The sequence below is a fragment of the Spirosoma harenae genome, from assembly GCF_054776975.1.
Map to the genome: position 1 here is coordinate 385,987 of NZ_BAAHBD010000054.1, position 23,475 is coordinate 409,461.

13 protein-coding genes are annotated in these 23,475 nt (G+C 47.0%); 6 read left to right on the forward strand and 7 right to left on the reverse strand.

What is annotated here, in order from left to right:
* Positions 1-100: 100 nt before the first annotated feature.
* Positions 101-3,298, reverse strand: coding sequence for a TonB-dependent receptor (locus ACYVE4_RS33850; RefSeq protein ID WP_461044851.1), 3,198 nt, complete (start codon positions 3,296-3,298; stop codon positions 101-103).
* A gap of 443 nt (positions 3,299-3,741) precedes the next feature.
* Between ACYVE4_RS33850 and ACYVE4_RS33855 the strand changes: the two genes are divergently transcribed.
* Positions 3,742-4,608 (forward strand): porin family protein, encoded by an 867-nt coding sequence (locus ACYVE4_RS33855; RefSeq protein ID WP_461044852.1) that lies wholly within the window; start codon positions 3,742-3,744, stop codon positions 4,606-4,608.
* Between the two features lie 418 nt (positions 4,609-5,026).
* On the opposite strand, the gene ACYVE4_RS33860 is transcribed toward ACYVE4_RS33855, so the two are convergent.
* A complete protein-coding gene (locus tag ACYVE4_RS33860) occupies positions 5,027-6,646 on the reverse strand; it encodes a hypothetical protein (protein ID WP_461044853.1) in 1,620 nt (539 codons plus the stop codon).
* Between the two features lie 198 nt (positions 6,647-6,844).
* On the opposite strand from ACYVE4_RS33860, the gene ACYVE4_RS33865 reads away from it, so the two are divergent.
* On the forward strand, positions 6,845-10,057 hold the full coding sequence (locus ACYVE4_RS33865) for a ligand-binding sensor domain-containing protein (RefSeq protein ID WP_461044854.1): 3,213 nt from the start codon (positions 6,845-6,847) through the stop codon (positions 10,055-10,057).
* A gap of 63 nt (positions 10,058-10,120) precedes the next feature.
* On the opposite strand, the gene ACYVE4_RS33870 is transcribed toward ACYVE4_RS33865, so the two are convergent.
* Complete coding sequence (locus ACYVE4_RS33870; RefSeq protein ID WP_461044855.1) at positions 10,121-10,582, reverse strand: Lrp/AsnC family transcriptional regulator; 462 nt, start codon at positions 10,580-10,582, stop codon at positions 10,121-10,123.
* Positions 10,583-10,755: 173 nt separating this feature from the next.
* Between ACYVE4_RS33870 and metE the strand changes: the two genes are divergently transcribed.
* Positions 10,756-13,056, forward strand: a complete 2,301-nt coding sequence (gene metE / locus ACYVE4_RS33875) for a 5-methyltetrahydropteroyltriglutamate--homocysteine S-methyltransferase (RefSeq protein ID WP_461044856.1) — start codon at positions 10,756-10,758, stop codon at positions 13,054-13,056.
* A gap of 152 nt (positions 13,057-13,208) precedes the next feature.
* A complete protein-coding gene (locus tag ACYVE4_RS33880; protein ID WP_461044857.1) occupies positions 13,209-14,198 on the forward strand; it encodes a methylenetetrahydrofolate reductase in 990 nt (329 codons plus the stop codon).
* Between the two features lie 10 nt (positions 14,199-14,208).
* Here ACYVE4_RS33880 and ACYVE4_RS33885 read toward each other — a convergent pair whose 3' ends face one another.
* Both ACYVE4_RS33885 and ACYVE4_RS33890 read right to left on the reverse strand, forming a co-directional pair.
* Positions 14,209-14,598 (reverse strand): hypothetical protein, encoded by a 390-nt coding sequence (locus ACYVE4_RS33885; RefSeq protein ID WP_461044858.1) that lies wholly within the window; start codon positions 14,596-14,598, stop codon positions 14,209-14,211.
* A gap of 12 nt (positions 14,599-14,610) precedes the next feature.
* A complete protein-coding gene (locus ACYVE4_RS33890; protein WP_461044859.1) occupies positions 14,611-14,799 on the reverse strand; it encodes a hypothetical protein in 189 nt (62 codons plus the stop codon).
* Positions 14,800-15,181: 382 nt separating this feature from the next.
* Between ACYVE4_RS33890 and ACYVE4_RS33895 the strand changes: the two genes are divergently transcribed.
* Together ACYVE4_RS33895 and ACYVE4_RS33900 are read left to right on the forward strand one after the other, a co-directional pair.
* Complete coding sequence (locus tag ACYVE4_RS33895) at positions 15,182-15,520, forward strand: PadR family transcriptional regulator (RefSeq protein WP_461044860.1); 339 nt, start codon at positions 15,182-15,184, stop codon at positions 15,518-15,520.
* Positions 15,521-15,533: 13 nt separating this feature from the next.
* Positions 15,534-18,233 carry an ABC transporter permease gene (locus ACYVE4_RS33900; RefSeq protein ID WP_461044861.1) on the forward strand — a complete coding sequence of 900 codons (2,700 nt, stop codon included), beginning with the start codon at positions 15,534-15,536 and terminating at the stop codon, positions 18,231-18,233.
* A 34-nt stretch (positions 18,234-18,267) separates the two neighbouring features.
* On the opposite strand, the gene ACYVE4_RS33905 is transcribed toward ACYVE4_RS33900, so the two are convergent.
* Together ACYVE4_RS33905 and ACYVE4_RS33910 are read right to left on the reverse strand one after the other, a co-directional pair.
* On the reverse strand, positions 18,268-20,445 hold the full coding sequence (locus tag ACYVE4_RS33905) for a beta-N-acetylhexosaminidase family protein (protein WP_461044862.1): 2,178 nt from the start codon (positions 20,443-20,445) through the stop codon (positions 18,268-18,270).
* A 188-nt stretch (positions 20,446-20,633) separates the two neighbouring features.
* The gene (locus ACYVE4_RS33910) at positions 20,634-23,429 is read right to left on the reverse strand and encodes a PQQ-dependent sugar dehydrogenase (protein ID WP_461044863.1); all 2,796 of its coding nucleotides are present in this window, start codon (positions 23,427-23,429) and stop codon (positions 20,634-20,636) included.
* Positions 23,430-23,475 lie beyond the last annotated feature (46 nt).

Consider the following 23,475-nt stretch of genomic DNA (forward strand, 5'->3'; position numbering starts at 1 on the left):
CCGTTTTAGGTAGCGAAACAATATACCCTTACAAAAAACAATCGCCTTTATTTATGATTCTCCGTCATAAATAAAGGCGATTGAGCTTGCTGAAGCGTTTCTAGAAACTATAACGAGCGCCTAATTGAATTTGGAAGGGATCGCCTGATGGCGTAACAGCACCTGTTGCATTTACACGGTAAGTAAACTGCTGAGTGGTTTGACTGAAAGCAGGAATGGCCGCGTTGCCTCCAGAGGCTGGAATACCTAGTGCATACAATGCCTGGTTGCCCAGCGACAGATTGGTTCCTTTGTTTCGATTTAGCATGTTTGCCACGTTGAATGCATCCACCGATATGTCGAGGAACTGTCTTTTCTTAAACAGCGAAAACCGCTTGCTGGCCCGGAGATCAAAAACACCATAGAATCCGTTGATACCACCATTTCGTTCGGCAATCTTACTTGAAGAAGCATTGATATAACCCTTAAGGCTCTGACTGGCTGTTGGACTATCCAGCAAGGTCTGTAAACCAGTCCGTACATTTGCGGCTGTCTCGCCACTATTCCGGTCGAAAACAAAAGCCAGATCATTAGTTGTCACAAAGTCGCCATTGTTATTAGCACCCGACAACAGCGAATACCGCGTACCGCCAATACCCGAATAGCGGAACCCAACTGAAATACCGTAGAACGAAGGCAGCGTACCGTAAACGACCAATTTATTCCGGAACTGATTATCAGAATACGTCATCCGGCTCAGGTCGCGTGGATCGTCTTTCACTAATTGGACCAGCGTGGCTGTATTGGCTACGTTACCATTGAACGACGTATTGTCTTTGGTATCGTTCCAGGTGTAGCTGGCCGAGATTTCGCCATCCCGGAAATACTGGTAAGTTCCATCAAGCACAACCGCAAACTGATTGACTTTTCCCTGACTGCCTAGTTCCAATACCCGGCCCAATCGTTGGCTGATACGTCCTTGCTGCCAATCGCCCGCGCCATTAGCAGGCATTGAATTTAGGGGTACATAAACGCCCCGGTTGGCTTCGTTGGCTAACCGGAAAAATGGCTCTGCCACAATATTCCGATCAACATAGGTGTAGTTATGGCGAGCTAGTGATGCATATCCAGTCAGGCTAACTTTAAATTTGTCAGTAAGGTATCGGGTATACGACAAGTTCGCTTTGTAGAGTACCGGTGTCCGCGCATCAGCGCCTGTCATGTTGATCGTAGGTAATTGGAACGCTGCCAATGATGGAATGCTGTTGTAATTGGCCCGATAGGCAGCGAAATCCGGTGTCGGTATGTTCGGAGCCCGTACGTCGACGGTGCCGTAATGCTTTCCATCGAAGGTAAGATTGTTGATAATGACGTAGTTGTTGATGTCAGAAGCAAAAATGCCCGCACCAAAACGGATGAAATCTTTATGCTCCTCGTTTACATCCCACGTTAACTGCAATCGGGGCTGGGCTACAAATGATTTAAGCTGGTTGTCAGTCCGTAATTTCAGGTCATCAAAAACCACTTGGTTGAAAGCCGCTCTTGGGTATACGGCATAGTCGAATCGCAAACCGGCGGTCATATCTATGCCCGGAGCTAGCTTCGTACTCATCTGGCCATATAAACCGACGTTAAGCGTATTGCCGACAACCGTTGGATCTGCTACCAGAGGTACTTCCCGGAAATAGCGGTAAGGTTGCAGCCGCTCAAACTTATCCAGAGCCGACAGACTGCCATCTACTGTGTAATGGAAACGTCCGTTGACTTCACTGCCATACAACGATTTAGCATGGGTGTACATCAGATCGACGCCAAATGTATACTGGGCTTTGTTGGTGTTATAATACAGATTGTCAACCAGTTGAATCACATTGTTCGTGAATCCTTCCTGTGCAAAGCGGTGGCCTCCCATCTGAATGTTTGTTGCCCGGCTGTTTCCGTCGATGGTTGACGCTACGTTTTCTACGATGTTACGGGGAATATTGGCGGCCGGTAGCTGATCGCCGGGGGCGCTTTTTTGATAAGTATATAAGTGCTGGACTTTTAATTCGTTGGTAATCTGAGAATTGAGCGATGTGCGCAATGTGGCCAGCAGGCTATTGTCTACGTTGAAATCGTTACCGTACGATTCGTAGATATTGATCGCTGTGTTGTCGGCCAGCCCAAGTTTATTGCGGTCGTTGGTGTAGTTATTGCGAATCGTGAGCAGGTTTTTCTCATTTAACTGCCAGTCGAGACGGGCAAAGGCTGCATCAGAACCCCGGACTTTATCGAATGTACCGTACTGGGGTGTATTGGCCGTACCATATTGTGCGCGGGCAATGCTCACAAATCGGTCAAGAGTAGCTCGGGTAACCAGAAAACGGCTTTCGTCGGCAGGAGTCTGAACGTCGGCAATAATCAACGGACGCGAATCCTGCTGGTGATCCCAGACGACAAAGAAGTGCAGTTTGTCTTTGATGATCGGACCGCCCAGCGAAAAGCCAAACTGATTGGTCGAAAAGGGCACATTCCGTTCGTTACCCCGAATGTCGTATCGGCTCGATAACCAATTGGCGCGGGTGTAGTTGAAAACGCTACCCGATAATTTGTTGGTCCCGGCTTTCGTTACCGCACTAATCGTACCCCCACCGCTCCGACCATAAATAACATCGTACTGGTTGGTAACCACTTTAAATTCACGAACAGCTTCGATGGAAATCGAGTAAGGCGCTCCGCTCCGGCTTGTTGTGGGGCCAGCTGAGGTTGGGTTCTTAGCCGTTGTACCGTCGATCGTAAAATTCGTTGATGAACCAAGTTGTCCTGATAAATTGGTACCCCGGCTTAATGGAGATAGATCCGTTAAGGACGTAAAATTTCGACCATTGACTGGAAGTGCCGCGATTGACTTGGCTGATATTGTTGTGGCGGCTCCGAGATACTCTGTTTTATTTTTCAAGCCGGATGCCACCACCTGCACCACTTCGAGCGATTGACCACTATCCTCCATGCTCAGGTTTAGCCGGATGGCATCGCCCTGATTCAGGGTGTAGCCGGTTCGTTGTTGATCGCCGAAGCCAACAAACGTAACCCGGATGGTGTATGGCCCACCCAGTGGCAATTCTTTGAAAAGATAGTCGCCCTGAGCATTGGTCACCGTTCCCGTCGTAAAACCCGTCGATTCGTTACGAACCTGAACCGTAGCGCCCGGCAGTGGTGATTTCCTGTTGTCTGAAATGATCCCCGAAATGGATGCCTGAGTTGTTTGCGCTTCGGCGGAGTTTACAATGAAACCAGCAAAAAGAAGAAGGATGAAGCTAATAAATAGATGATTTTTCATGCAGCATGGGTGTAAAATTTACGGCTGCAAAGAGAGTGGAACTACTTATTTTTTATGTTATTTTAATATTATCAAATCATCATCTTTATATTTCCTGCGAATCGTCTTCTCAATTAATGCTCAGTAAATAAGCGATTTACGTACAGCCCTACCGCCTAATTAATATGTTTACTAGTTGTACGATTTTATGACAATCTTGCTTTTGAATTTGCTCAAAGACATTTGAGTCAAATTCAAGTTACACGATACTTTGGAAATGCCGATTCTAATTGGGGTCGGCATTTTTTGTTGCCAGCTGATCCGGTTTATAGACGTTTTTAAACACTCCAAAAGTCATTTCTTTCAGTTGATTCCATCAAAATGGCAGTTCAGGCAATTCGGTACTGGCCATGCTCATGCGCTCCTCTATTTTTGGTCCCATAAACAACAAAAAACGATGAACCATGAAATACTCTGTATGTATTATTGCCCTGGCTGTTATGCCATTTAGTCTATTCGCCCAGACCAAAACTGCTGTCCGAAAACCAGCTTCGTCCGTTAGCCGACCTGCACAGACAGCTGTTAAACCCGTTACGACAGCATCTACGAAAGAGGTAGCAGCACCCGTTAAAGTGGCTCCAAGTCAGCCCGTTGCTGAGGCACCCGCAGCACCTGTAGCTGTAGTACAGTCTGCTCCAGTTGAAGTAGCACCAGTGGCTACTACTAATACGACGAAACCTGCGTCTCCCAAAGCTGTTAAGGAAAGTAACTTTCGGGTTGGTTTTCGGGTAGGGGGGAATTCGAGCACGATTGGTGGAGTTGATCCTTCCTCATTAGGCATTGGCCTTCAACTGGCCCGGGTAACCGGCTTTCATGGTGGAGTCATCTTCAACATCGGTGGCCCTACTTTTTCGGTTCAGCCCGAAGTTCTTTACTCGCAATATGGTGTTAAGTTCGCGTATGGCTCTGATTATTTGCAGCTTAAATACAATGTAGTGGAAGTGCCTGTACTGTTAAAGGTTTCGTTTGGTCAGCCTAATCTTCGCTTCTTTGTCAACGCCGGTCCAATCGGTAGCTATGCGCTAAGTGGAACAATCTCTGTGAAGGAAGGTGGCCAAAGCGATTCGCAAAGTGTTGATATGGGCCAGGAAGGCCGATTCTCTTACGGGGCAACGGGCGGTCTAGGCGTTGCGCTGAAAGCCGGTCCAGGATCAGTATTGCTGGAAGGCCGATACAATTATCTGATGGTCAATCAGGAGGACGGCTCTACAACGAAACCACAGAATGCCATGGTATCTGTTGGGTATCTGATCCCACTGGGAGGTCGCTAATCAATAATCAAACCTTACAAAGAAGCCCGGACTGATCCGGGCTTCTTTATTTTATGAGTTTATCTATTTACAACTAACTCGTTATGTAACAGTAATTAAGGCAACCGTTAATATAAGCAGACGAACCGCTACCTCATTAAAGCTTGTAACCGTCTATTTACATAAGTATCTTGTGGCCGAATTGATAGTCTATCTGGCTATCAATGGTGTGGATAGAACCCGAAACGTCGGTCCTTTTAGGGTCGACGTTTCTTGTTGCCAGACCTCGTGTATCCAGGGAGTCATGTCAAGGCTACCTGTTACTTTCCTTACCACGATCCGTCTCAAACGGGCGTTTGAAATCCGAGCCCATAGACCACCGTACGATTCGATGAATAGAAAAGCCCCATCTAACAGAAGGGGCTTTTCGTTTGAGCTTTTACCGGCAAAAAATATCGGCACGAATGGTGAGCGTCCAGTCCGATTTATCGACCCGGTAATTATCCTGACGCAATAGCCAGCTCGCTCCTCCATCGATACTCGCCCGAAAATCGTATGATTGCCCTACCTGTAATTTATAGGAAGTTGTGGTACGTTGCTTGCGCGTAACTGTTGCCAGGTCCTTCCATTGTCCCTTCCCAACTTCACTGTATTGAATTTTTACCAGGGCTGGTATCAACGCTTCGTTTAAGGTTGTCCCGTTCGGACAGGCATATTCGATAGCCAATGTCATATCGGGTGGTACTTCCAGTGCCGTCAGATTGATAACGATGGGGTTAGGATCGCACGTTTGCCCCGGTGTTGATTCGGAAATCAACCCTCTTGGACCTTTCACGCCCGTATCGGTTTCATCGAATACCTGTAACTTCAGTCGCAGGTTTTTAGGCTGATTTCGAATTGTAATAATAGAGCCATTATTAATATTCGCATAGAAGGAAGATATCTGTTGATTGGTCGATACATTAATTAATTTACACAGGTAGTTTACATCGACGCTAGCCAACTGGCTGTTCACTTTGAACACGGGACCAATATCACAAATTGATTCCGCCCAGCCCGCAACATAGGTAGCCGCCAGGCGTGCATTCGCTCGACATTCTAATCGATTGGTTTGTGCATTACGAACGACTACACCTGGTGTTTCTGCCTGCCATCGATCGGCAAACTCGTCATAACTGAAAAGAGGAATGGAGTCTCCTTCCTGAACAGCCCGGCCTTTGCTGAAATTAGACAAGGCCGGATTGAGATCCATCGTCCAGGGAATTGGCTGCGAAAAGGAGTTTGCCAACGCGTACTGATTAGTATAGAGTTGAATCGCTAGAGAGCCTGCCAGCGATAATACCCGGAGCGTTCCCAGCGAAGCACCGCCGTTCCGTCCAGCTACGTTCGACATGGCTCCTTCGCCGGGAATGTAGCGGGTGGCATCACTGGTTCGGGCGTTGGTATGAATGACGGCCAGAGTCAGTTCATTACTGACAGGTTGCCCATTTCGATCTACCACTTTAGTACCCGCTGGCACCGTTACTAAAGACCGATCAGCATCATTGGTTGATTGGGTTGTTGTGACACCAAAGGCATTCGCTACGATTCCATCCGTACCAGCGCGTCCATTCGCCCGATTAGCGGCTACAGTGCTCGGTGGTTTGGTCAAATTAATCCGACGAACCGTACGAACCTGTTGCTCCAGACTGGTCTGAGTAATTGGCAGAATAACCGTCAGATAATCCGGCGATTCCACAACAACGGTATAGCGAAGGGGGTTTTTATCGGATACTTTCGCGGAAGGAGAAGGAGCGATCAACAGATGGCCGTCGCTGTTGACTTTAAAGCTTCTGGTGTTAAGCGTCGTAACGATCTGATCGGCGTTTGGCCCCGCGATGGTTACCTGATTTTGCTGCGGGAGCGGATTTTGTGCCGGATCGTAAAGCCGAATTTCAATTACCCCATCCTGTAAAGGGTCTTTCAACGCAAGCGTAACATCTTCGAGTGGATTGCGGCAAGCCTCAAAGGCGATTACACAAATCAGGATGCTATAGAGGAGATAACGGAGGTTCTTCATGTTGAGTCGTTGTCTTAAAGCCTGATTCCTATTAGGAAGACAATTAACTCACAGAAGAGTTAACTGAATTTTATTTTTCGGCTCCTTTTTGTATTCAAATACGGCAAATGGTATCTTATTAGCGTAAATCCTTACCAGGAGTTTCTTTAAGACTAGGTCGACTATAAAACGTTTATTTTGCTGTTCGATTGAAAAGTCATGTCGAATTCCTCCTTGCCTGTACTTGACATATTCTTATATAAGCGAATTTGGCGAATTTGGTTAGTCCTGATCAGTTTTCCCTGGTTAGGATGGTCGCAGTCTAGTGGCCATCCTCCGGCCGTTTCCGAAACTTCGAATTTTTTCTTTAGTCAGCTGACAACTAAAAATGGCTTATCGTATAATCTGATCAATTGCCTGCATCAGGATCGGCAAGGCTTCATCTGGGTAGGTACTTTTAATGGGCTGAACCGTTTCGACGGTACTCATTTTATTCCGTTTAAGCATAACCGAACGCAGCCAAATACAATTGCGCATAATACAATTCTGGATATATGCGAAGACAAATCCGGAACTATTTGGGTCGCTACGGTGAATGGGGTTAGTCGTTATGTAAAAGAGCAAAACACGTTTGTCAACTATTTACTGGAAGCAAATTCGCCGGAAGCCTTCAGTAATAACGTTGTAAATAATATTCTCTGTGATCGGACTGGAACAATCTGGGCTACATCGCTGGGAGGATTATTTGAGTTTCTTCCTGATCAGAATCGCTTCAAAGCGTACCAACATGATCCTGCCAACCCGGCGAGCCTTAGCTCAAATCTAATCAATCGCAATTCGCTGGTTGAGGACCCCACTCAACCTCGGCTATGGATGGGGTCAAGTAAGGGATTGAACTGTTTCGATCTTAACAAGAAGATCTTTTACAATTACCGACATAATCCCCAACAGATCGCTGCTTTTACCGACCACCGAATTTATCCACTCGCTTTCGATCGACTCGGACAATTATTATTTGTCGATGATCAACAGCATCAATTCATTACTTACAATCAAAAGACGAATCAGGCAACCAATATAAGCCCGTCGCTGCGGAACAGTAAACTGGTTGCAATGCCTTCTCTTTCGTCAATTTTTGTCGATAAGGAGAATAATATCTGGCTGAGTAGCTGGAACAATCAAATTCTACATCGAAATACAGCGACTAATACCTGGATACAGCTCAGGCATGATGATGCCGATCAGAACAGTATTAATTCCAATTTTTTCTGGGATGCTCTCCTGACCCGCGATGGCGCTATCTTCATTGGCGGGCTATATGGACTATCCATTTATAAACCGACCGATGCTTATTCTACTATTTTTAATCCTGCTGATGCTTTTCTCCAGTTGGCCTCTACATCGACAATATCGGCTTTAGCTGAAGATGATGCCGGGAAGATCTGGATTGCCTCTCATTGGGAAGCATTGATTGCCTACGACCTGATAAAGCATACCTATACGGCCTATCCCGTAGCGGGTCATGCAAAGCAGCCTCTTTCGGTAAATGGAGTTTATTTTTTACGCTTCATCGAGGGAGAGCTATGGATCTGTACGGGGAAAGGTATTCAGATTTTTAATCCTGTTACGCGCCAATACAGACCATTTACGGGGATACCCGCATCCGAAAAACTCCAGGAATCCTACGTCGGATGGGTTTTTCAGGATAGCCACAAAACAATCTGGTTCAATGCTGCGTCCAGATGGCTGATTCAGTATAATCCTCAAACGAAAGCATATAAACGGCATAATCTGGATCGCTTATCGGGCTCCGTAGATATAACAAATGCGACTTCAGTCGCAGAGGATAAGCAGGGGAATGTTTGGTTTGGTACGTATTTGGGCCGACTGTATCAATATGATGTTGCCAGACAAACGTTTACCGTTCACGTCCCGAATTCAAATCAGTCGCCCCGCGTATTGCAACAACCAATTAATGATCTCTGGATAGACCCGAAAGACAATATTTGGATAGCCTCAGAAGGAGGGGGACTGATCCGCTATGATCCGCGAAAGAATCAATTTAAATCCTGGATGGAAAGTGATGGGTTGTTGATGGATGTATGCAAGCGGTTGCTCGTTGACCGTCAGGGAAAACTATGGGTAGGTTCCTACGAAGGGCACACGATCTTTGATCCGGTAAATGAGCGGGTAATAATTCCTCGGGTTGGCTACGGGCAGCGGGAAAATAATTTCTTTTCAGATGCGCAGTACCGACTCAAAAATGGCGACTTGCTGATAGCCAATGCAAGTAATCTGATACGAGTGGATATGGATAGAATTAGCCGATCCCAACCGGCTCCTAAACCCGTTATCAGTAATCTGGCTGTATTCGAAAAATCCCGACCGCTTTATGCCAACACGCCACCTATTGAGCTTACCTATAAAGAGAACTTTTTTACGTTTTCGTTTTCGTCGCTTGCGGCTCCTGGTGGTACACCCATCGAGTATTCGTATCGATTGACAAACTATGATCCGGAGTGGGTATTCAGCGGAAATCGAACGTTTGCAACGTATACGGGCGTAAAAGGCGGGCATTATACCTTTGAGGTGAGAGCACGCACTCAACAGGGAAACTGGAGTTCTTCCCAGACATTACCTGTTTACATTCGCCCTCCTTTCTGGCAAACGGGCTGGTTTCAGATTACTCTGATTGGTGTCGTACTCGGCCTGATTGTTCTGGCGGCTCGAAGCCGGGAGAAAAAGCTGATACTTCAACAGGCTGAGCAAAGTGAGTTTCGGGAGCGTCTGGCCGCGATGGAAATGAAGGCACTTCGTTCGCAGATGAACCCGCATTTTCTCTACAATTCGTTGAACGCCATTCGGCTCTTTGTTCTACAGAACGACAGTGATAATGCCGACAAATATCTGGTTAAATTTTCCCGACTCATGCGATTGATTCTGGATAATTCGCGGCAGGAATGGGTAACCCTAGCCAGCGAACTGGAGCAGCTTCAATTGTATTTGGAACTGGAGCAACTCCGCTTTGATCAAAAATTCAACTTTCTCATCGAAACCAGCCCCGATCTCAAATCGGATACCTTGCTGATTCCACCGATGATTATCCAGCCCTATATTGAAAATGCGATCCTTCACGGTATAGCGCACAAAAAAGAGCAAGGTATGATTTGGGTACGCATAAAACCGACGGACGATTATCTGGAATGTATTGTTGAGGATGATGGAATTGGCCGTCAGAAAGCGGCTGAATTGAAGAGTAAAACCCCAACGTCGCACAAAAGCGTTGGGCTGAAAGTAACCGCTGAACGACTTCAGTTGATTGGCCAGCGGAATGGGAAACAAACCCGAGTTGTCGTGATTGATAAGGAAGATGATGATCATCAGGCGCTTGGTACCCAAATAATCATTGAGCTACCGTTTATGACCGCGTAAACTCTGATTAACAAATAGCTACTGTGCCCAGGTTTTGAACGTGGTTATCCGAAACGTAATCAGTTAAAAGTTAACGTTATAGGTGTTTTTGTTCTCGCACATAACGAATGTGCTATGTGTGCTGCCAATGCTCGTTACTGAACCAAGTTTATTGAATACAAAATCCTGATAGTGTTTCATGTCTTTCGCATATACTTTCAGAAGAAAGTCGAAATCCCCGGAGATATTATAGCATTCAACGACTTCTTCTAACCGAAGAATATCGGTTACAAACTCATGTCCAATGTTTTTATCGTGCTGCTTGAGCTTGATATTACAAAACACAATCAATCCATAATTGAGCTTTTCAGCATCGATCAAGGCAATATATTTTTTGATGTACCCGCTCGACTCCAATCGTTTTACCCGTTCAAAAACAGGCGTGTGCGATAGGCTTACCTTATCCGCTAATTCTTTAATGGTCACGTTCGAGTTTTCTCCCAGCAGTTTGAGTAACTGTAGGTCTGTCTGATCCAGTTTTTCCATAGACTATTTTTCTTTTATTGATCGAGTTCTCTCTTCTGGTAGAATAATTGTCTGCAAATTTGGTGATTGTAGATTTATTTTTTGAAATATATTCAATAAAGTAGAGAATAAATCTCAATATATAGTTTTGTGTAGTTTTTTATTCTATTTCAGATTTTTACTTTGTAGAGAAAATGCTGACGCAAAACCTGGGCTACCCTCGAATTGGTGGACAAAGACAACTTAAAAAAGCTTGTGAACAGTATTGGGCAGGCAAGATTGACCTGGAAGAATTGACACAGGTTGCTCATCGAATCAAAGAAGAAAACTGGCGAACCCAATTAGAAGCTGGTCTCGATATAATTCCCTGTAATGATTTTAGTTTTTATGATCAGACGCTGGATATGAGCCTGTTGTTGGGCGTAATTCCACAGCGTTACTCACCCGTGTTATCGCAGGTAAAAGACAACCGTGCCATTGATCTCTATTTCGCTATGGCCCGTGGCTATCAGAAGAATGGCCTTGATATAACAGCCATGGAAATGACCAAGTGGCTGGATACCAATTACCATTATATCGTACCCGAATTTACAGCCAATCAGGCGTTTCGCATTTTTCAGGAAAGCGTGTTTGCTGAATACGATAGCGCCAGACAATTGCTCGGACAGAAAGCCAAACCTGTACTGGTTGGTCCAGTCAGTTATCTGCTGCTGGGCAAAGAAAAAGAACCCGGATTTGACCGCATCGACCTGATCCAGAAATTAGTCCCGGTTTATGTGGATATTATTAATCGCCTGAGCCGATCAGGTGCTGAATGGATTCAGTTAGACGAACCTTGTCTCGTACTTGATCTTACTAAAAAAGAGAAAGATGCCTTCGACTTTGCTTATCGCAGCATTGCCAGCCAGGTAAGTGATGTTAAGTTGTTGGTCGCTACCTATTTCGACGCTTTGCTGGACAACACGCACGTAGCGGTCAATCTTCCGGTGGCTGCGTTGCACATCGACCTAGTTCGTGCGCCGGAGCAGTTAGATGAAGTACTTGCCCTGATTCCCGCCAATCTGAAGCTTTCCTTAGGTGTGGTAGATGGACGTAATGTATGGAAAAACGATTACCAAAAATCGCTAAACCTGATCCATAAAGCGGTTGAAAAACTGGGTACCGACAGAGTGATCGTTGCCCCATCCTGCTCGCTGCTACATAGCCCGATCGATCTTGAGCTGGAAACCACACTCGATCCGGAGATCAAAAACTGGATGGCATTTGCTAAACAAAAACTAAAGGAAATTAGTGAACTCAGGCAGATTGCTCTGGGCAACCAGGCTTTGCTGGAAGCCAACAGAAAAGCGTTCGAAAGCCGTCGGGCATCGCAAAAAGTACACAGACAGGCAGTGAAAGATCGGGTGGCCTCCATCACCGAGGCCAACGCAACTCGTGTCAGTGCTTTCCCCGTTCGTCAGCGACTACAGCACGAGCGTTTCAACTTACCTTCATTTCCGACCACCACGATCGGGTCATTCCCGCAAACGGATGATATTCGTCAGTTGCGCGCCAAATTAAAGAAAGGGCAACTACCAATTGAGCAGTACGAAGCGTCGATTGAGCAGGCTACCATCGATGCGATTCGCTGGCAGGAATCAATCGGAATCGATGTGTTGGTTCATGGTGAATTTGAGCGGAACGACATGGTGGAATATTTCGGTGAGCAGCTCGATGGATTCCTTTTTACCGAAAATGGCTGGGTACAAAGTTATGGGAGCCGCTGCGTGAAACCGCCCGTGATCTATGGAGATATAAGCCGACCGAAGGACATGACCGTACGCTGGAGCAAATTTGCGGCTGCACAGACCCAGAAGCCGATGAAAGGCATGTTGACCGGCCCGGTAACGATCCTGCAATGGTCATTTGTGCGCGACGATCAGCCACGAGAGGTCACTACTAACCAGATTGCTTTGGCAATCCGTGATGAAGTGTTGGCGCTGGAGGCAGCCGGTATCGGGATTGTTCAGATCGACGAGGCCGCTATCCGTGAAGGATTGCCGTTGCGCAAGGCCAAGCGTCCTCACTACCTGAATTGGGCCGTAAAGGCGTTTCGAATTACGGCAGGTGGCGTTGCCGATCAGACGCAGATACATACCCATATGTGTTACAGTGAATTTAACGATATCATTGAACACATAGCAGCTATGGATGCTGATGTAATCACGATAGAAACTTCGCGTTCGCAGATGGAGTTACTACAGGCCTTTGCCCATTTTAACTATCCCAATGAAATCGGTCCCGGTGTCTACGATATCCATTCGCCACGTGTTCCAGGCACAGACGAAATGGTGGCACTTTTGCTGAAAGCCGCAGACCTGTTGCCAGCACAAAACGTATGGGTAAATCCCGATTGCGGTTTGAAGACTCGTAAATGGCCAGAAACCAAAGCGGCTTTAGAGAATATGGTAGCTGCCGCCCGGCAAGCACGGGAACAGATCAACGTAGAAGCATAATTTACGAAAAGGGCGTTATTTTGCACCCAGTTAGGCCGCCTGTCCGTTTACTCTCCGACGTATTCGGTAGCGTAAACGAACAGGCGAGTAGTAAGAAGATGCGTTTATTTTTGAACAGGAAAGAAGTCTGAATTCGTAGTTTAAGTACCACAATGTTTCTAGAAAAGATCAAATCCGGTGAATCAGGCGTATTGCTTTACGGCATTACTCCTCCAAAATCCAGTACTCCCTCTGAACGAGTTGCCGAGATTGCCCAAAAAACAATTGAACGACTCTCTACCCTGGATATTGATGCACTTGTGGTATATGACGTTCAGGATGAATCCGCTCGGACAACAGAAGAAAGACCCTTTCCGTTTTTAACGGCCCTTGATCCGCTCATATTTGCTTCTGGCTATCTGGGAGAATTACCCATCCCGAAAATAATCTACCGACCTGCCGGTAAATTTTCTCCTGTAGAGCTATCCGATTGGCTGGAAGAGCTGCACGATCATAAATTCTATCCCGTTTTTGTTGGCGTTCCGGCGCCGGACTTCCCGGTCAAAACGAGCCTGCCGGAGGCTTACCAGATCTGGAGTAAGCACCAGACCACTTCTGTTATCGGGGCTGTGACCATCCCGGAAAGGCATAACATGCTGAATGATGAAGATGTCAGAATGCTGGATAAGATGAGTTGCGGGGTATCGTACTTTATTTCCCAATGCATTTTTAATCTTGATTACGCCAAACAGGTTATTGACGATCTGATGCTCCGCTGTCGGGGGGAGAATAAAACCCCTCCGACTGTTATTTTCACCATTACGGCCTGCGGATCAGCCAAGACACTGCATTTTATGGAGTGGTTAGGCATTCACGTACCCGATGAACTGAAAGAAGAACTTAAAAAATCGGAGGATATACTTGAAAAATCAGTACAGATATGCCTCGACATTGCCTCCGCTCTGACTACATTCTGTATGGAACGCTCAATTCCGTTCGGCTTCAATATCGAAAGCGTCGCTATTCGCAAAGCAGAGATCGAAGCGTCGATCTACCTGGCGAATGGGATAGGTCAGATGTTGAAGGATAAAGGGGTAAGAAAGCCATCAGAAGATAAAGATGGTGAGATCTTACCTGAACGGTACCGTATACGACAGTCCTAAAACTATTTTTCTATTTAACCAATCCAAACCTTTTCCGAATACGTAAGTACGTCAAATTCTTATGTATAGAATGGATTAGGTTCCACAAACACCCGGCCAGATGAGCCGGGTTGTTTTTTGCCGTAAATTCTCTGGAGAGTAGAAAAGTTCTCCCGGCTATCGTACGAATAGTGCCAAAATTGGCTACCTGCACCAATCGTTGCAGGACATCGTTTCGTTCGGCAATATCGGCTTTATCGAACCGTTTGTAGGTACTTAAATCGACGTAAGCGGTATTACTGTTGATCGCCAGAAATCCACTACAGGCAAACGGCTGAGTGTCTAGCTCAGGTAGATGAACAACCCTTAAGCCACCTGAATGGGCGCTATATTGGGCATAACGTATTGGGGTAAGTTTCATACTTATTCGAACTTATTCAGAGTCTCGCTGGGCTAGTCGCCAGGCTTCCCGAATACGTTGAAACTTAATATTAGATGATGTCCCTCTGCCGTTCCAATTAATCACCAGATTGCAGAATTGTTCCAGAAGGGTAGGATCGATTGCTTGCTCCGCTTCAACGATAAAAGCGTTTTCGGAGGCCATTGAATTTGTTGTATTCATGTTAGTTAGTAGGGGGTGCTTTAACCTGTTGAGTATGTAATTTGCATTTTAGACTGCTCAACCAGATTTTGGACACTTTTAGGGGCTTTTATACACGTCCAACCACCCTACGGAACAAAGTGTTTATAGGCCATTTGCTTACTTATTGAATGGAGTATCCATTTAATAAAAATACAATTATTCGCAATAGGCTGGTCCCTCACCGGTCTACACTCTCGCAATTATGGATCAATGAGTCCTGTCCAATCGTGGACAACGATTCGTCCGTTTCTGGACAAGGCTTCCGCTTTAATTGAGGCTATAACCGCACTGAAGCTATATTTTACGGCTGGCATGGCATTTGATTTAAAATATTGTATCTAATAAGTTCACTTACGTATTGATGAAAAAAACCATACTGGGAGAGTTGGAAGAGTTGGTGTTGCTGGTAGTGGCTGCGAGTGCTGAAGAAGTCTATGGGGTTCCGGTTATGGAGCAGCTACAAGCCCAAACGGGCCGAAACTTTACGATTAGCGCGGTACACACAACCCTGTATAGACTCGAAGAAAAGGGTTTCCTGTCATCCTCGGTAGGGGGTGCGACGGCCGAACGCGGGGGGCGAAGTAAGCGCTTGTTTGCGCTGACGACTGAAGGAGGACGGGTGCTGATGGAAATTCAGCAAATGCGAACTCGGTTGTGGGAGGCAATCCCTCAGGGCAAACTCCAATTATTAGGCCTTTAAGCCAACTGAAGTCATGAGTCAAAAGCAATCTTCTCCTCAACCTGACCGCCAGTCACCCCAAATTGTCGGGCCGCCCCGTTGGGCTGACAGGTTATTGGAATGGTTTGTCGCCCCTCATTTGCTGGAGTATGTTCAGGGTGACTTGCATGAAGACTTCCATAAGCAGGTTGCTCGAGTTGGCCTTGCCCGCGCCCGACGTGCCTATATATGGGCGGTGCTGCATTGCCTGACCCCCTTTTTTGCAAAGAGACCAACCCCCGAACCGTTCTACAACTCTAACAACGAATACCCTAAACTGCTATTTACCGATATGCTCTCAAACTATCTAACCATCGCTTTTCGAAATCTGTGGCGGCATAAAGCGTTTACGGCCATTAATATTGTTGGCTTAGCTGTGGGACTGGCCACCTGCCTGCTGATTGTTCTCTTCGTTCTGCACGAACTGAGCTATGACCGCTACCATGCCAATGCCGACCGGCTATATCGTATGACGCTGAATAGCCGATTAGGGGAATCCGATTTCCATTACGCGTATACGAGCGAACCGGCCGGAAAAGCGTTATTGGATGAATGTCCGGCTGTCGAGACGGTTACTCGTCTGCGCGACGACGGTGATATGCTGGTTAAACATGATCACGACACGTTTAAAGAAGAAAGAGTAGCCTTTGTTGATTCAAATTTCTTTTCATTTTTCACAATTCCTTTGAGAAAAGGCAACGTGGCGAATGCGCTCGTTGAGCCCAAAACAGTGGTTCTTACCGAAACGACGGCCCGGAAGTATTTTGGCGAGGCTGACCCTATCGGAAAGACGCTGTCGATGGGTAATCTGGGGCTGTTTCGGGTGACTGGCATCTGTGCCGACATTCCGTCAAACACTCATTTTCATTACGATATGTTTGGCTCGTTTTCGTCTGTTAATCAGGGCGCCAAATGGGTGGCCAGTGGTGCGTATGTTTATCTGATGATACGGGAAGGGGCCACTATCCGGCAGGTAGAAGCGCAAAGTCAGGGGTTTGTTCGTAAATACGTAGCGCCCGAAATCAAGGAGTTTCTCGGGCTTAGCCTGCCTGAGTTCCTGCAGAAAGGCAACCGATTGAGCTTTGATTTCCAACCCGTAACGGGCATTCATTTGTACTCCGACTTGGATAATGAACTAGAACCGAACAGCAGCATTAACTATGTGTACGTCTTCTCCGCGATTGCCTTATTTATCCTGCTATTGGCCTGCATTAACTTCATGAATCTATCCACCGCCGGATCAGCCGGACGCTCTAAAGAGGTTGGTATCCGTAAAGTGATGGGCTCTGTTCGTAAGCAACTGGTCAGTCAGTTTCTGGCCGAATCGGTCCTGCTGACCATGCTGGCCTTACTGTTGGCTCTGGGGCTTGTCTTGCTGTTATTACCCGGCTTTAATGCATTAGCTGGAAAGCAGTTTAGCCTCGGTGACATTTTCAACAGTCAGATCTTGTCTGGCGTCTTGTTGACCTGTCTGATAATCGGCTTGTTGGCCGGAAGTTACCCGGCCTTTGTACTGTCGTCGTTCAAACCCATTACGGTGCTAAATGGAAAAGCGCAGGCTAGCTTACGTAGCGGCTGGCTGCGTAATACGTTAGTAACGGGTCAGTTTGTGGTATCAATCGGTATGATTATCGCTACAATTGTTGCGAATCAACAAGTCCGGTTTATACAAAATAAGAAGGTTGGTTTCGACAAGGAACAGGTGTTGGTTTTACACGATACGCAGGTACTGGGGTCAAAACTGACTGCCTTTAGAGATGAGTTAGCTAAGTTGTCGCCTGTGGTTCGGGTGGCATTGGCCGGTTTTTTACCCGCCGGCCCATCGCGTCAGAGTCAGGATGGTATTAAGTTTCGGGATGGCGCTGGAACCGGTAATCACCTGTCAAAAACCTATTTCGTCGACGAAGATTACCTGCCTACATTAGGAATACAACTGACGCAGGGACGCAACTTTTCGAAGGCATTTTCCTCCGATCATTCAGCAGCCCTTATCAACGAAGCGGCCGTTCGAGCGTATGGCTTCAAAAAGCCTATCGGTCAGCAGTTGTCTACGGTGGGCGATGGGCGACGTACGTACACGGTGGTTGGCGTGGTGAAGGACTTCCATTTCGAATCCATGCATCAGCGTATTGCTCCGCTAATTTTATTTTATGGGGGCGATAATGGTCAACTGGCTCTACGGATACAGACAGACGATATTCCCAGCCTTCTACAGACCATCGAACAGCGGTGGAAGGCAGAGACCGACAGCCCGTTTGTATATTCATTCTTAAACGAACGATTCAACACCATGTACCAGTCTGACCAGCGAACTGGTCGATTGGTTGGCGTTTTTGCCGGGTTAGCAGTGTTGATTGCCTGCCTGGGCTTGTTCGGATTGGCAGCGCTCACAACGCATCAACGCACGAAGGAAATCGGCGTTCGAAAAGTCCTGGGAGCATCCGTTGCCAGCATCGTCACGCTGTTGCTGACTAATTATCTGAAGCTGATTTTTATTGCTCTGGCGATTGCTTCGCCCATTGCCGGATACGCCATGAGCCAGTGGCTAGGAGATTTTGCCTATAAGATTGACTTATCATGGTGGATTTTTGTCCTGGCCGGTGGGCTGGCTATTGCCATCGCTATTTTAACGGTTAGTTATCAAGCCATAAAAGCGGCTTTGGTCAATCCCGTCAAAAGCTTACGAACCGAATAACTTTCGTGAAATAAAAGCAGTTAAGCCCAATCAATCACTTCCCGGCGATTGGTTGGGCTTTTTCAGCGATCCCGATATCCTTTGCTACGTCGGGCCGGAGTTTTTCCCAATGGAACCGGAGCTTATTATTTTCCTCCCAGGAATGACCTTTTTCCTCGGTAAGATGAACCAGTGGCATATCATTATAGAGCGGGCGGGTAATAGCAATAACTGCATCCCAATAGTGAAGCGTAGCTTTCAGGTGCTGGATGGCAGTCTGTTTCTGGGCTTCCTGACCTGTGGTTCGATAGGTTTGTAAAGCGACGGCAGCTTTTAGTTTTTCGGCAAAATGTAATCCCAGATTAGCCCAAACTTTTACGTCAGCAACTTCATAAAGCAGCGAGCGATCTTTTGAGGTATTAATCGACTGAACAAGTTGTAACGCTTTTCGACAATCGGTTTCGAGCATTTTCGCCAGAATCGGTGGGGTAATTTTTTCAGCGCCAAACGAACCGCCACTCGCTGTTGCTTTCACGTAATCAGCAACCGATACGTAGTTTGGATCTAAAGTCGGTTGCGTAATTTGCTGGTTAACAGAAATGTACGAAACATTCTTGGCCGCATCGAACGCCATCATCCCTTCGCTATACAGCGAGAAATCCCAGGTAAAATCCACGGCAGACGCTAGCCGTAAAGCCGTCGATGAGGAAAGCGCATACGCTTCCAGTAGGGGAGCGGATGACGCGCCATACCGACGAACAAATTCAGCCTTAAAAATGGCATCCGGCGTAGCGGGGTTGTATAATAGTCGCCCCCAAAGTTTATAGAATAGCCATTGCCGCTCAAAGGCATATTTCCAGTTTACAGGTCCGCCAGGAGTCGTAAAGTAATCTTTAGCCGGAATGTACGTTTCGGAACCCAGAAAATAACCGCCGACATACGATTGATTGTTCGCTGCAATGTGCGCCCGGATAAAATCAGGAACGCCCCAGCGCAGGCAAAAGAAATCCTCATTCCGAACCGTCCAGGTGATTTTATAGGCCGTGGGGTCGGGTTTAAAATAGGTATCATACAACTTGCCGCCATGTACTTTCACCAGCGTAGGTGTCGAATGGGCGTGCGACCAGTTGTACTTTAAATCAGCCCAGATTGGCCCTTCGATAAAATCTAGTTCGCCTTCTTTTTCAATGGATTTACGAGTCAGCTTTTCTGTGTCGATGCTGGTAACGCCCAACGAACCGGTGGTACTGGAAAACGGAATTCGGTGAATGAGTTTGGTTTTACGGCCACACAATCGCATGCCTTCGATAATGGTTGCTTTCATCCAGTCTTCACGTTGCTGGGGCGTCATCCCGCCCATCGCTTCGCCCAATGTCAAACCGAAACCTGTCAGTTCGGGATATTCCTTAAGCACTTGGGTGACGCACTCGCGGGTGTAGCGTTTAACAATTTCAGATGTATCGCCATCAATAAAATGGTGATGCGTCAGGTTGTTTAGTTTGGGATTGATGTTGTACGCTTTCGAGAATTCGGGGCTAGTGAAAATGTTAAACGGCACCAGATACGTGTCAATAGCCCGTTCATGCGCCATCCGAAAAATGGCATGGAACAACGTTTGCCACTCTTTCAATTGCTGATCGTTGAACGGCGTTGAGGCTGGGAAATTGGTTGGCCGAATCATATAGGTGTACGGATGCAAATTCCACAAGCTCAGCGCATTGAATCGATTCGCGACCATCATATCCAGAAACGCTTTCCAATAGAGCGTATCCCGACAGGTATTATAATGCAAATCCAGCGCGTAACTATGCCGATACGTATCCCACGGCAAATCGAATTTGATAGCGCGCAACGGTAAATGCGGCTTCTCCTGACGAACACTTAGCTTCTGGAGTGAAACCCCGTTTTGAATATCCTCCGCCAGTGATAGGCATCCATAAATCAACCCTCGATTATCACCTCCCGTCACGATGATCTGCGTTCCCTGCCGATCAATCGTAAACGCTTCCTGGCCAAGCTGCTGCTTATTTGCGGCTAACAAAATTGTATAATCAGGGGCTCCAGCCTTTTGCAATACTTTATAGTTGCGGGCGAGTAAGGCTTTAGTAAATTGGCCAGTCGCATACTGGCTTTGTGGAGATGGCGTAAGTTGCTGAATCAACACGCGCTGCGCAAATCCGTTGACCAGACTTCCAATTAAAAGAAGGAGTACACTTAATCGTTTCATGGTCATGGATTTCTGTAGTGCTTCTTGATGATTGGTTAATCCCAATACTAGTTAACGTTGATTATGGCTACTCGACTTGCCATTTTTTGTCATCCTGACGCCAGGAAGGATCTTAAAGTATCCTTATTTGAGGATCATTAAATCTTGAGATCCTTCCTGGCGTCAGGATGACAAAAAATGAGCTATGACCCCAACTATTTAGTCGATAATTCCGTCGGTTTGAAAGCAATGGATGTTACCTGCATCAAGACTTGATTCGGTCGTGCATCCGCATTTTTAAAGACGAAATAAACGTCATGCATACCCGTTGTTTCGGTCAGTGTAGCGGTAATACCGGGCGTCCGGCGTCTCACTGATGACCCGTCAGCGGTGGATGGTATTGGCGCTCGATTGGTTAGCCTCGGGGTCTCACCGATTAACTTGCCTGTTGGCGAATCCAGACGAATCTCAACGCTACCACCTGCCGCATCAGCCCGAACGGGAGCTTGAGCCATAATATCAATTTGGGTAATCCCGGTTAAATCAATTGCTGAATAGCCTAAATACGAACCAGAACCAACCATGTAAAATTGCCGATTCTGGGCGGTAGTCAATTCGGTACCTTTGGTAGTATCTGCCTGTTCTGGCAACACAACCGGACTGCGTAGGATAATGACTTTTTCAGCCGTAATGGGTGGAAGGGAAAACGTTCCTCTGTCCGTATAGGCCGCTCGCAGGATGAAAGTGCCTTTACCTGCCTGACTTTCAGGCGTTACGAACGTATAGGTGCCCGAAACCGGCATAGATTGAGCCGCTTTTGTTTCGCCTGATAAACTGAGAATGTAGCGCACAAGGGTCGATGCATCAGCCATAGATAGCTGAGGATGAGAAAGCATAGTCGCTTCGCCCCAAACACCACGCCCGCCACTAATGACTTTCTTCGCCAATCGCTCGACTGCCGTTTGGTCGCCTTTGTATTTCTGGGCAATTCGTTGATAAGGCGGACCCACCGATTGCCGATCTACAGTATGACAGGCACGACAATCCGTTGTCGCAATCAGTCGCTCGGCAGCGGCCTCATTAACGGATTCATCAACACTCCGATGGCTCATCGCTACCGCCACCTGATCAAAACTTTCGGGTTGATGATCTAGGCTAACGGCTACCTGATTGGGAGTAATCTGTCTTGAAGTTAGACCCGAATTCGCCAGGCTCCCGTCTTCCTGATCGGTTACCTGAACGGCGTAGCTAATGGATCGCTTCGGGAAGAAAAAGGTTTTGTTGCCCTGAAGATTGATCGTCACGACAGGTGGTTCGTTTCCTGCTTTTATGTCCAGAGTTTTGCTGTTCGTGGCTCCCTTAACATCTGTCACGGTCAACTGAGCTGTATACAGTCCGGGTTTATCGAACACAACGGTTGGATTCGCTGTCGTAAACGTTTGCACAGAGCCGCCATCTTTCGGGATAATCTGCCATTGATACGTAAGTGGGTCATGATCAAAATCAGTAGAGCCCGCTGACGAAAATACTACGTTGAGCGGAACCGCTCCCGCCGTTTTATTGGCAGACGCTTGTACGACTGGTTTGCGATTGCCACTATTATATTCGATGCGCACCAGGCGAGCATTATCGTTGCCTTTGAACCAAGCACTTCCATATTCCAATAGGTATAAATCACCGCTGGCGGCAAACTTCATATCAATCGGGCTATCGAAGCGCTCGTGGGGCAGGAATCGCTCCATCGATACGTAATTGCTTTGCTCGTCTAATGTTACGGCCATAATCCAGCCCCGCATAAAATCGGTGATCAGCCATTTCCCTTCGTAATAATCAGGGAATGGCCGCTCAGCCTGCTTAAAATCAGCTCGGTGATAGATCGGGCCACCTACTGCGCTACGGCCTCCATTGCCCATCAACGGAAACTCGTTTGATGCGGTATACGAATACCAAACCAGGGCTTTCTGCGCGGGTGGTAGCTTAAGTAAGCCTGTATTGTTCGGTGAATCGTTTATGAGTTTATCTGGATTGAATTGCTTACCCGCTTTGCCCGTTGCGTAATCCCGATCCCAATAAGTGGCATTGTTGCCTACCACGTACGGCCAACCGAAATTGCCCGCTTTTCGAGCCTGATTAAATTCATCGTACCCATACGGTCCTAATCCAACCGAATCTTTCATATCTGGCCCGACTTCGCCCCAATACAGAAAACCCGTTCGACTATCACGAGAGAGCCGCCAGGGATTTCGTAGGCCCATGCCATAGATTTCTGGACGGGTTTTAGCCGTTCCCTGAGCAAATAAATTGCCTTTAGGAATCGTGTAGGTTCCGTCGGGTTCAGGGTGAATGCGAATCAGTTTGCCGCGTAGATCCGCTGTGTTCGATGCCGATTTCTGCGCATCCCACGGACTGCGATTCGGGCGTTCGTCAATGGGCGCATACCCAGAAACCAAACTGCTAAATGGACTTGTATTATCGCCTGTCAGCAAACACAAATTGCCTTGTAGATCGAATACCATGCCACCGCCCGTATGGCAACACTCTTCGCGCTGAGTCGGAATTTCCAGCAGGATTTTTTTCGAATCCATTAGCAATGTATCACCCTGCATCTCGTAGCGGGCAATCACATTCTGCGCCGTTGACCCTTCCTGCGCGTAATACAAATACAGCCAATGATTCTGATCGAAGTGAGGATCAGGAACAATGCCCATCAGACCATCTTCTGCTTCGCGCACCTTGCCCTCCCGATTGGTATATGTTGTACTTACGGGAATCGTAGTAATGACTTTTTGCTGATTTGTTGAGGGATCAAATAGATGAATGGCTCCCTTACGTTCGATGAATAGTACCCGTCCATCTTCCAGCGGAGCCAATGCCATGGGTTCATTCAGTTTCTCGGCTAAGACAACCCGCGTAAACCGATTATCCTCCGGTTTATCCGCAAAAGGCAGCCGGGTCATCGAGAGAAAACCCGCTATACCTATTACAATAGCGATCAGCCTTATTAGTACCATAAATAAGCCGGGATTTACGTAAAATCCAACCTGAATTGCATTTCAA

Excerpts from the sequence above, each read along its gene's own strand:
- ACYVE4_RS33895 (WP_461044860.1), top strand. The coding sequence starts at position 15,182 with ATGAAAAAAACCATACTGGGAGAGTTGGAAGAGTTGGTGTTGCTGGTA.
- ACYVE4_RS33905 (WP_461044862.1), bottom strand. The coding sequence starts at position 20,445 with ATGACCATGAAACGATTAAGTGTACTCCTTCTTTTAATTGGAAGTCTG.
- ACYVE4_RS33880 (WP_461044857.1), top strand. The coding sequence starts at position 13,209 with ATGTTTCTAGAAAAGATCAAATCCGGTGAATCAGGCGTATTGCTTTAC.
- ACYVE4_RS33855 (WP_461044852.1), top strand. The coding sequence starts at position 3,742 with ATGAAATACTCTGTATGTATTATTGCCCTGGCTGTTATGCCATTTAGT.
- ACYVE4_RS33865 (WP_461044854.1), top strand. The coding sequence starts at position 6,845 with ATGTCGAATTCCTCCTTGCCTGTACTTGACATATTCTTATATAAGCGA.
- ACYVE4_RS33890 (WP_461044859.1), bottom strand. The coding sequence starts at position 14,799 with ATGAATACAACAAATTCAATGGCCTCCGAAAACGCTTTTATCGTTGAA.
- ACYVE4_RS33885 (WP_461044858.1), bottom strand. The coding sequence starts at position 14,598 with ATGAAACTTACCCCAATACGTTATGCCCAATATAGCGCCCATTCAGGT.
- ACYVE4_RS33900 (WP_461044861.1), top strand. The coding sequence starts at position 15,534 with ATGAGTCAAAAGCAATCTTCTCCTCAACCTGACCGCCAGTCACCCCAA.
- ACYVE4_RS33860 (WP_461044853.1), bottom strand. The coding sequence starts at position 6,646 with ATGAAGAACCTCCGTTATCTCCTCTATAGCATCCTGATTTGTGTAATC.
- ACYVE4_RS33910 (WP_461044863.1), bottom strand. The coding sequence starts at position 23,429 with ATGGTACTAATAAGGCTGATCGCTATTGTAATAGGTATAGCGGGTTTT.
- ACYVE4_RS33850 (WP_461044851.1), bottom strand. The coding sequence starts at position 3,298 with ATGAAAAATCATCTATTTATTAGCTTCATCCTTCTTCTTTTTGCTGGT.
- ACYVE4_RS33870 (WP_461044855.1), bottom strand. The coding sequence starts at position 10,582 with ATGGAAAAACTGGATCAGACAGACCTACAGTTACTCAAACTGCTGGGA.
- metE (WP_461044856.1), top strand. The coding sequence starts at position 10,756 with ATGCTGACGCAAAACCTGGGCTACCCTCGAATTGGTGGACAAAGACAA.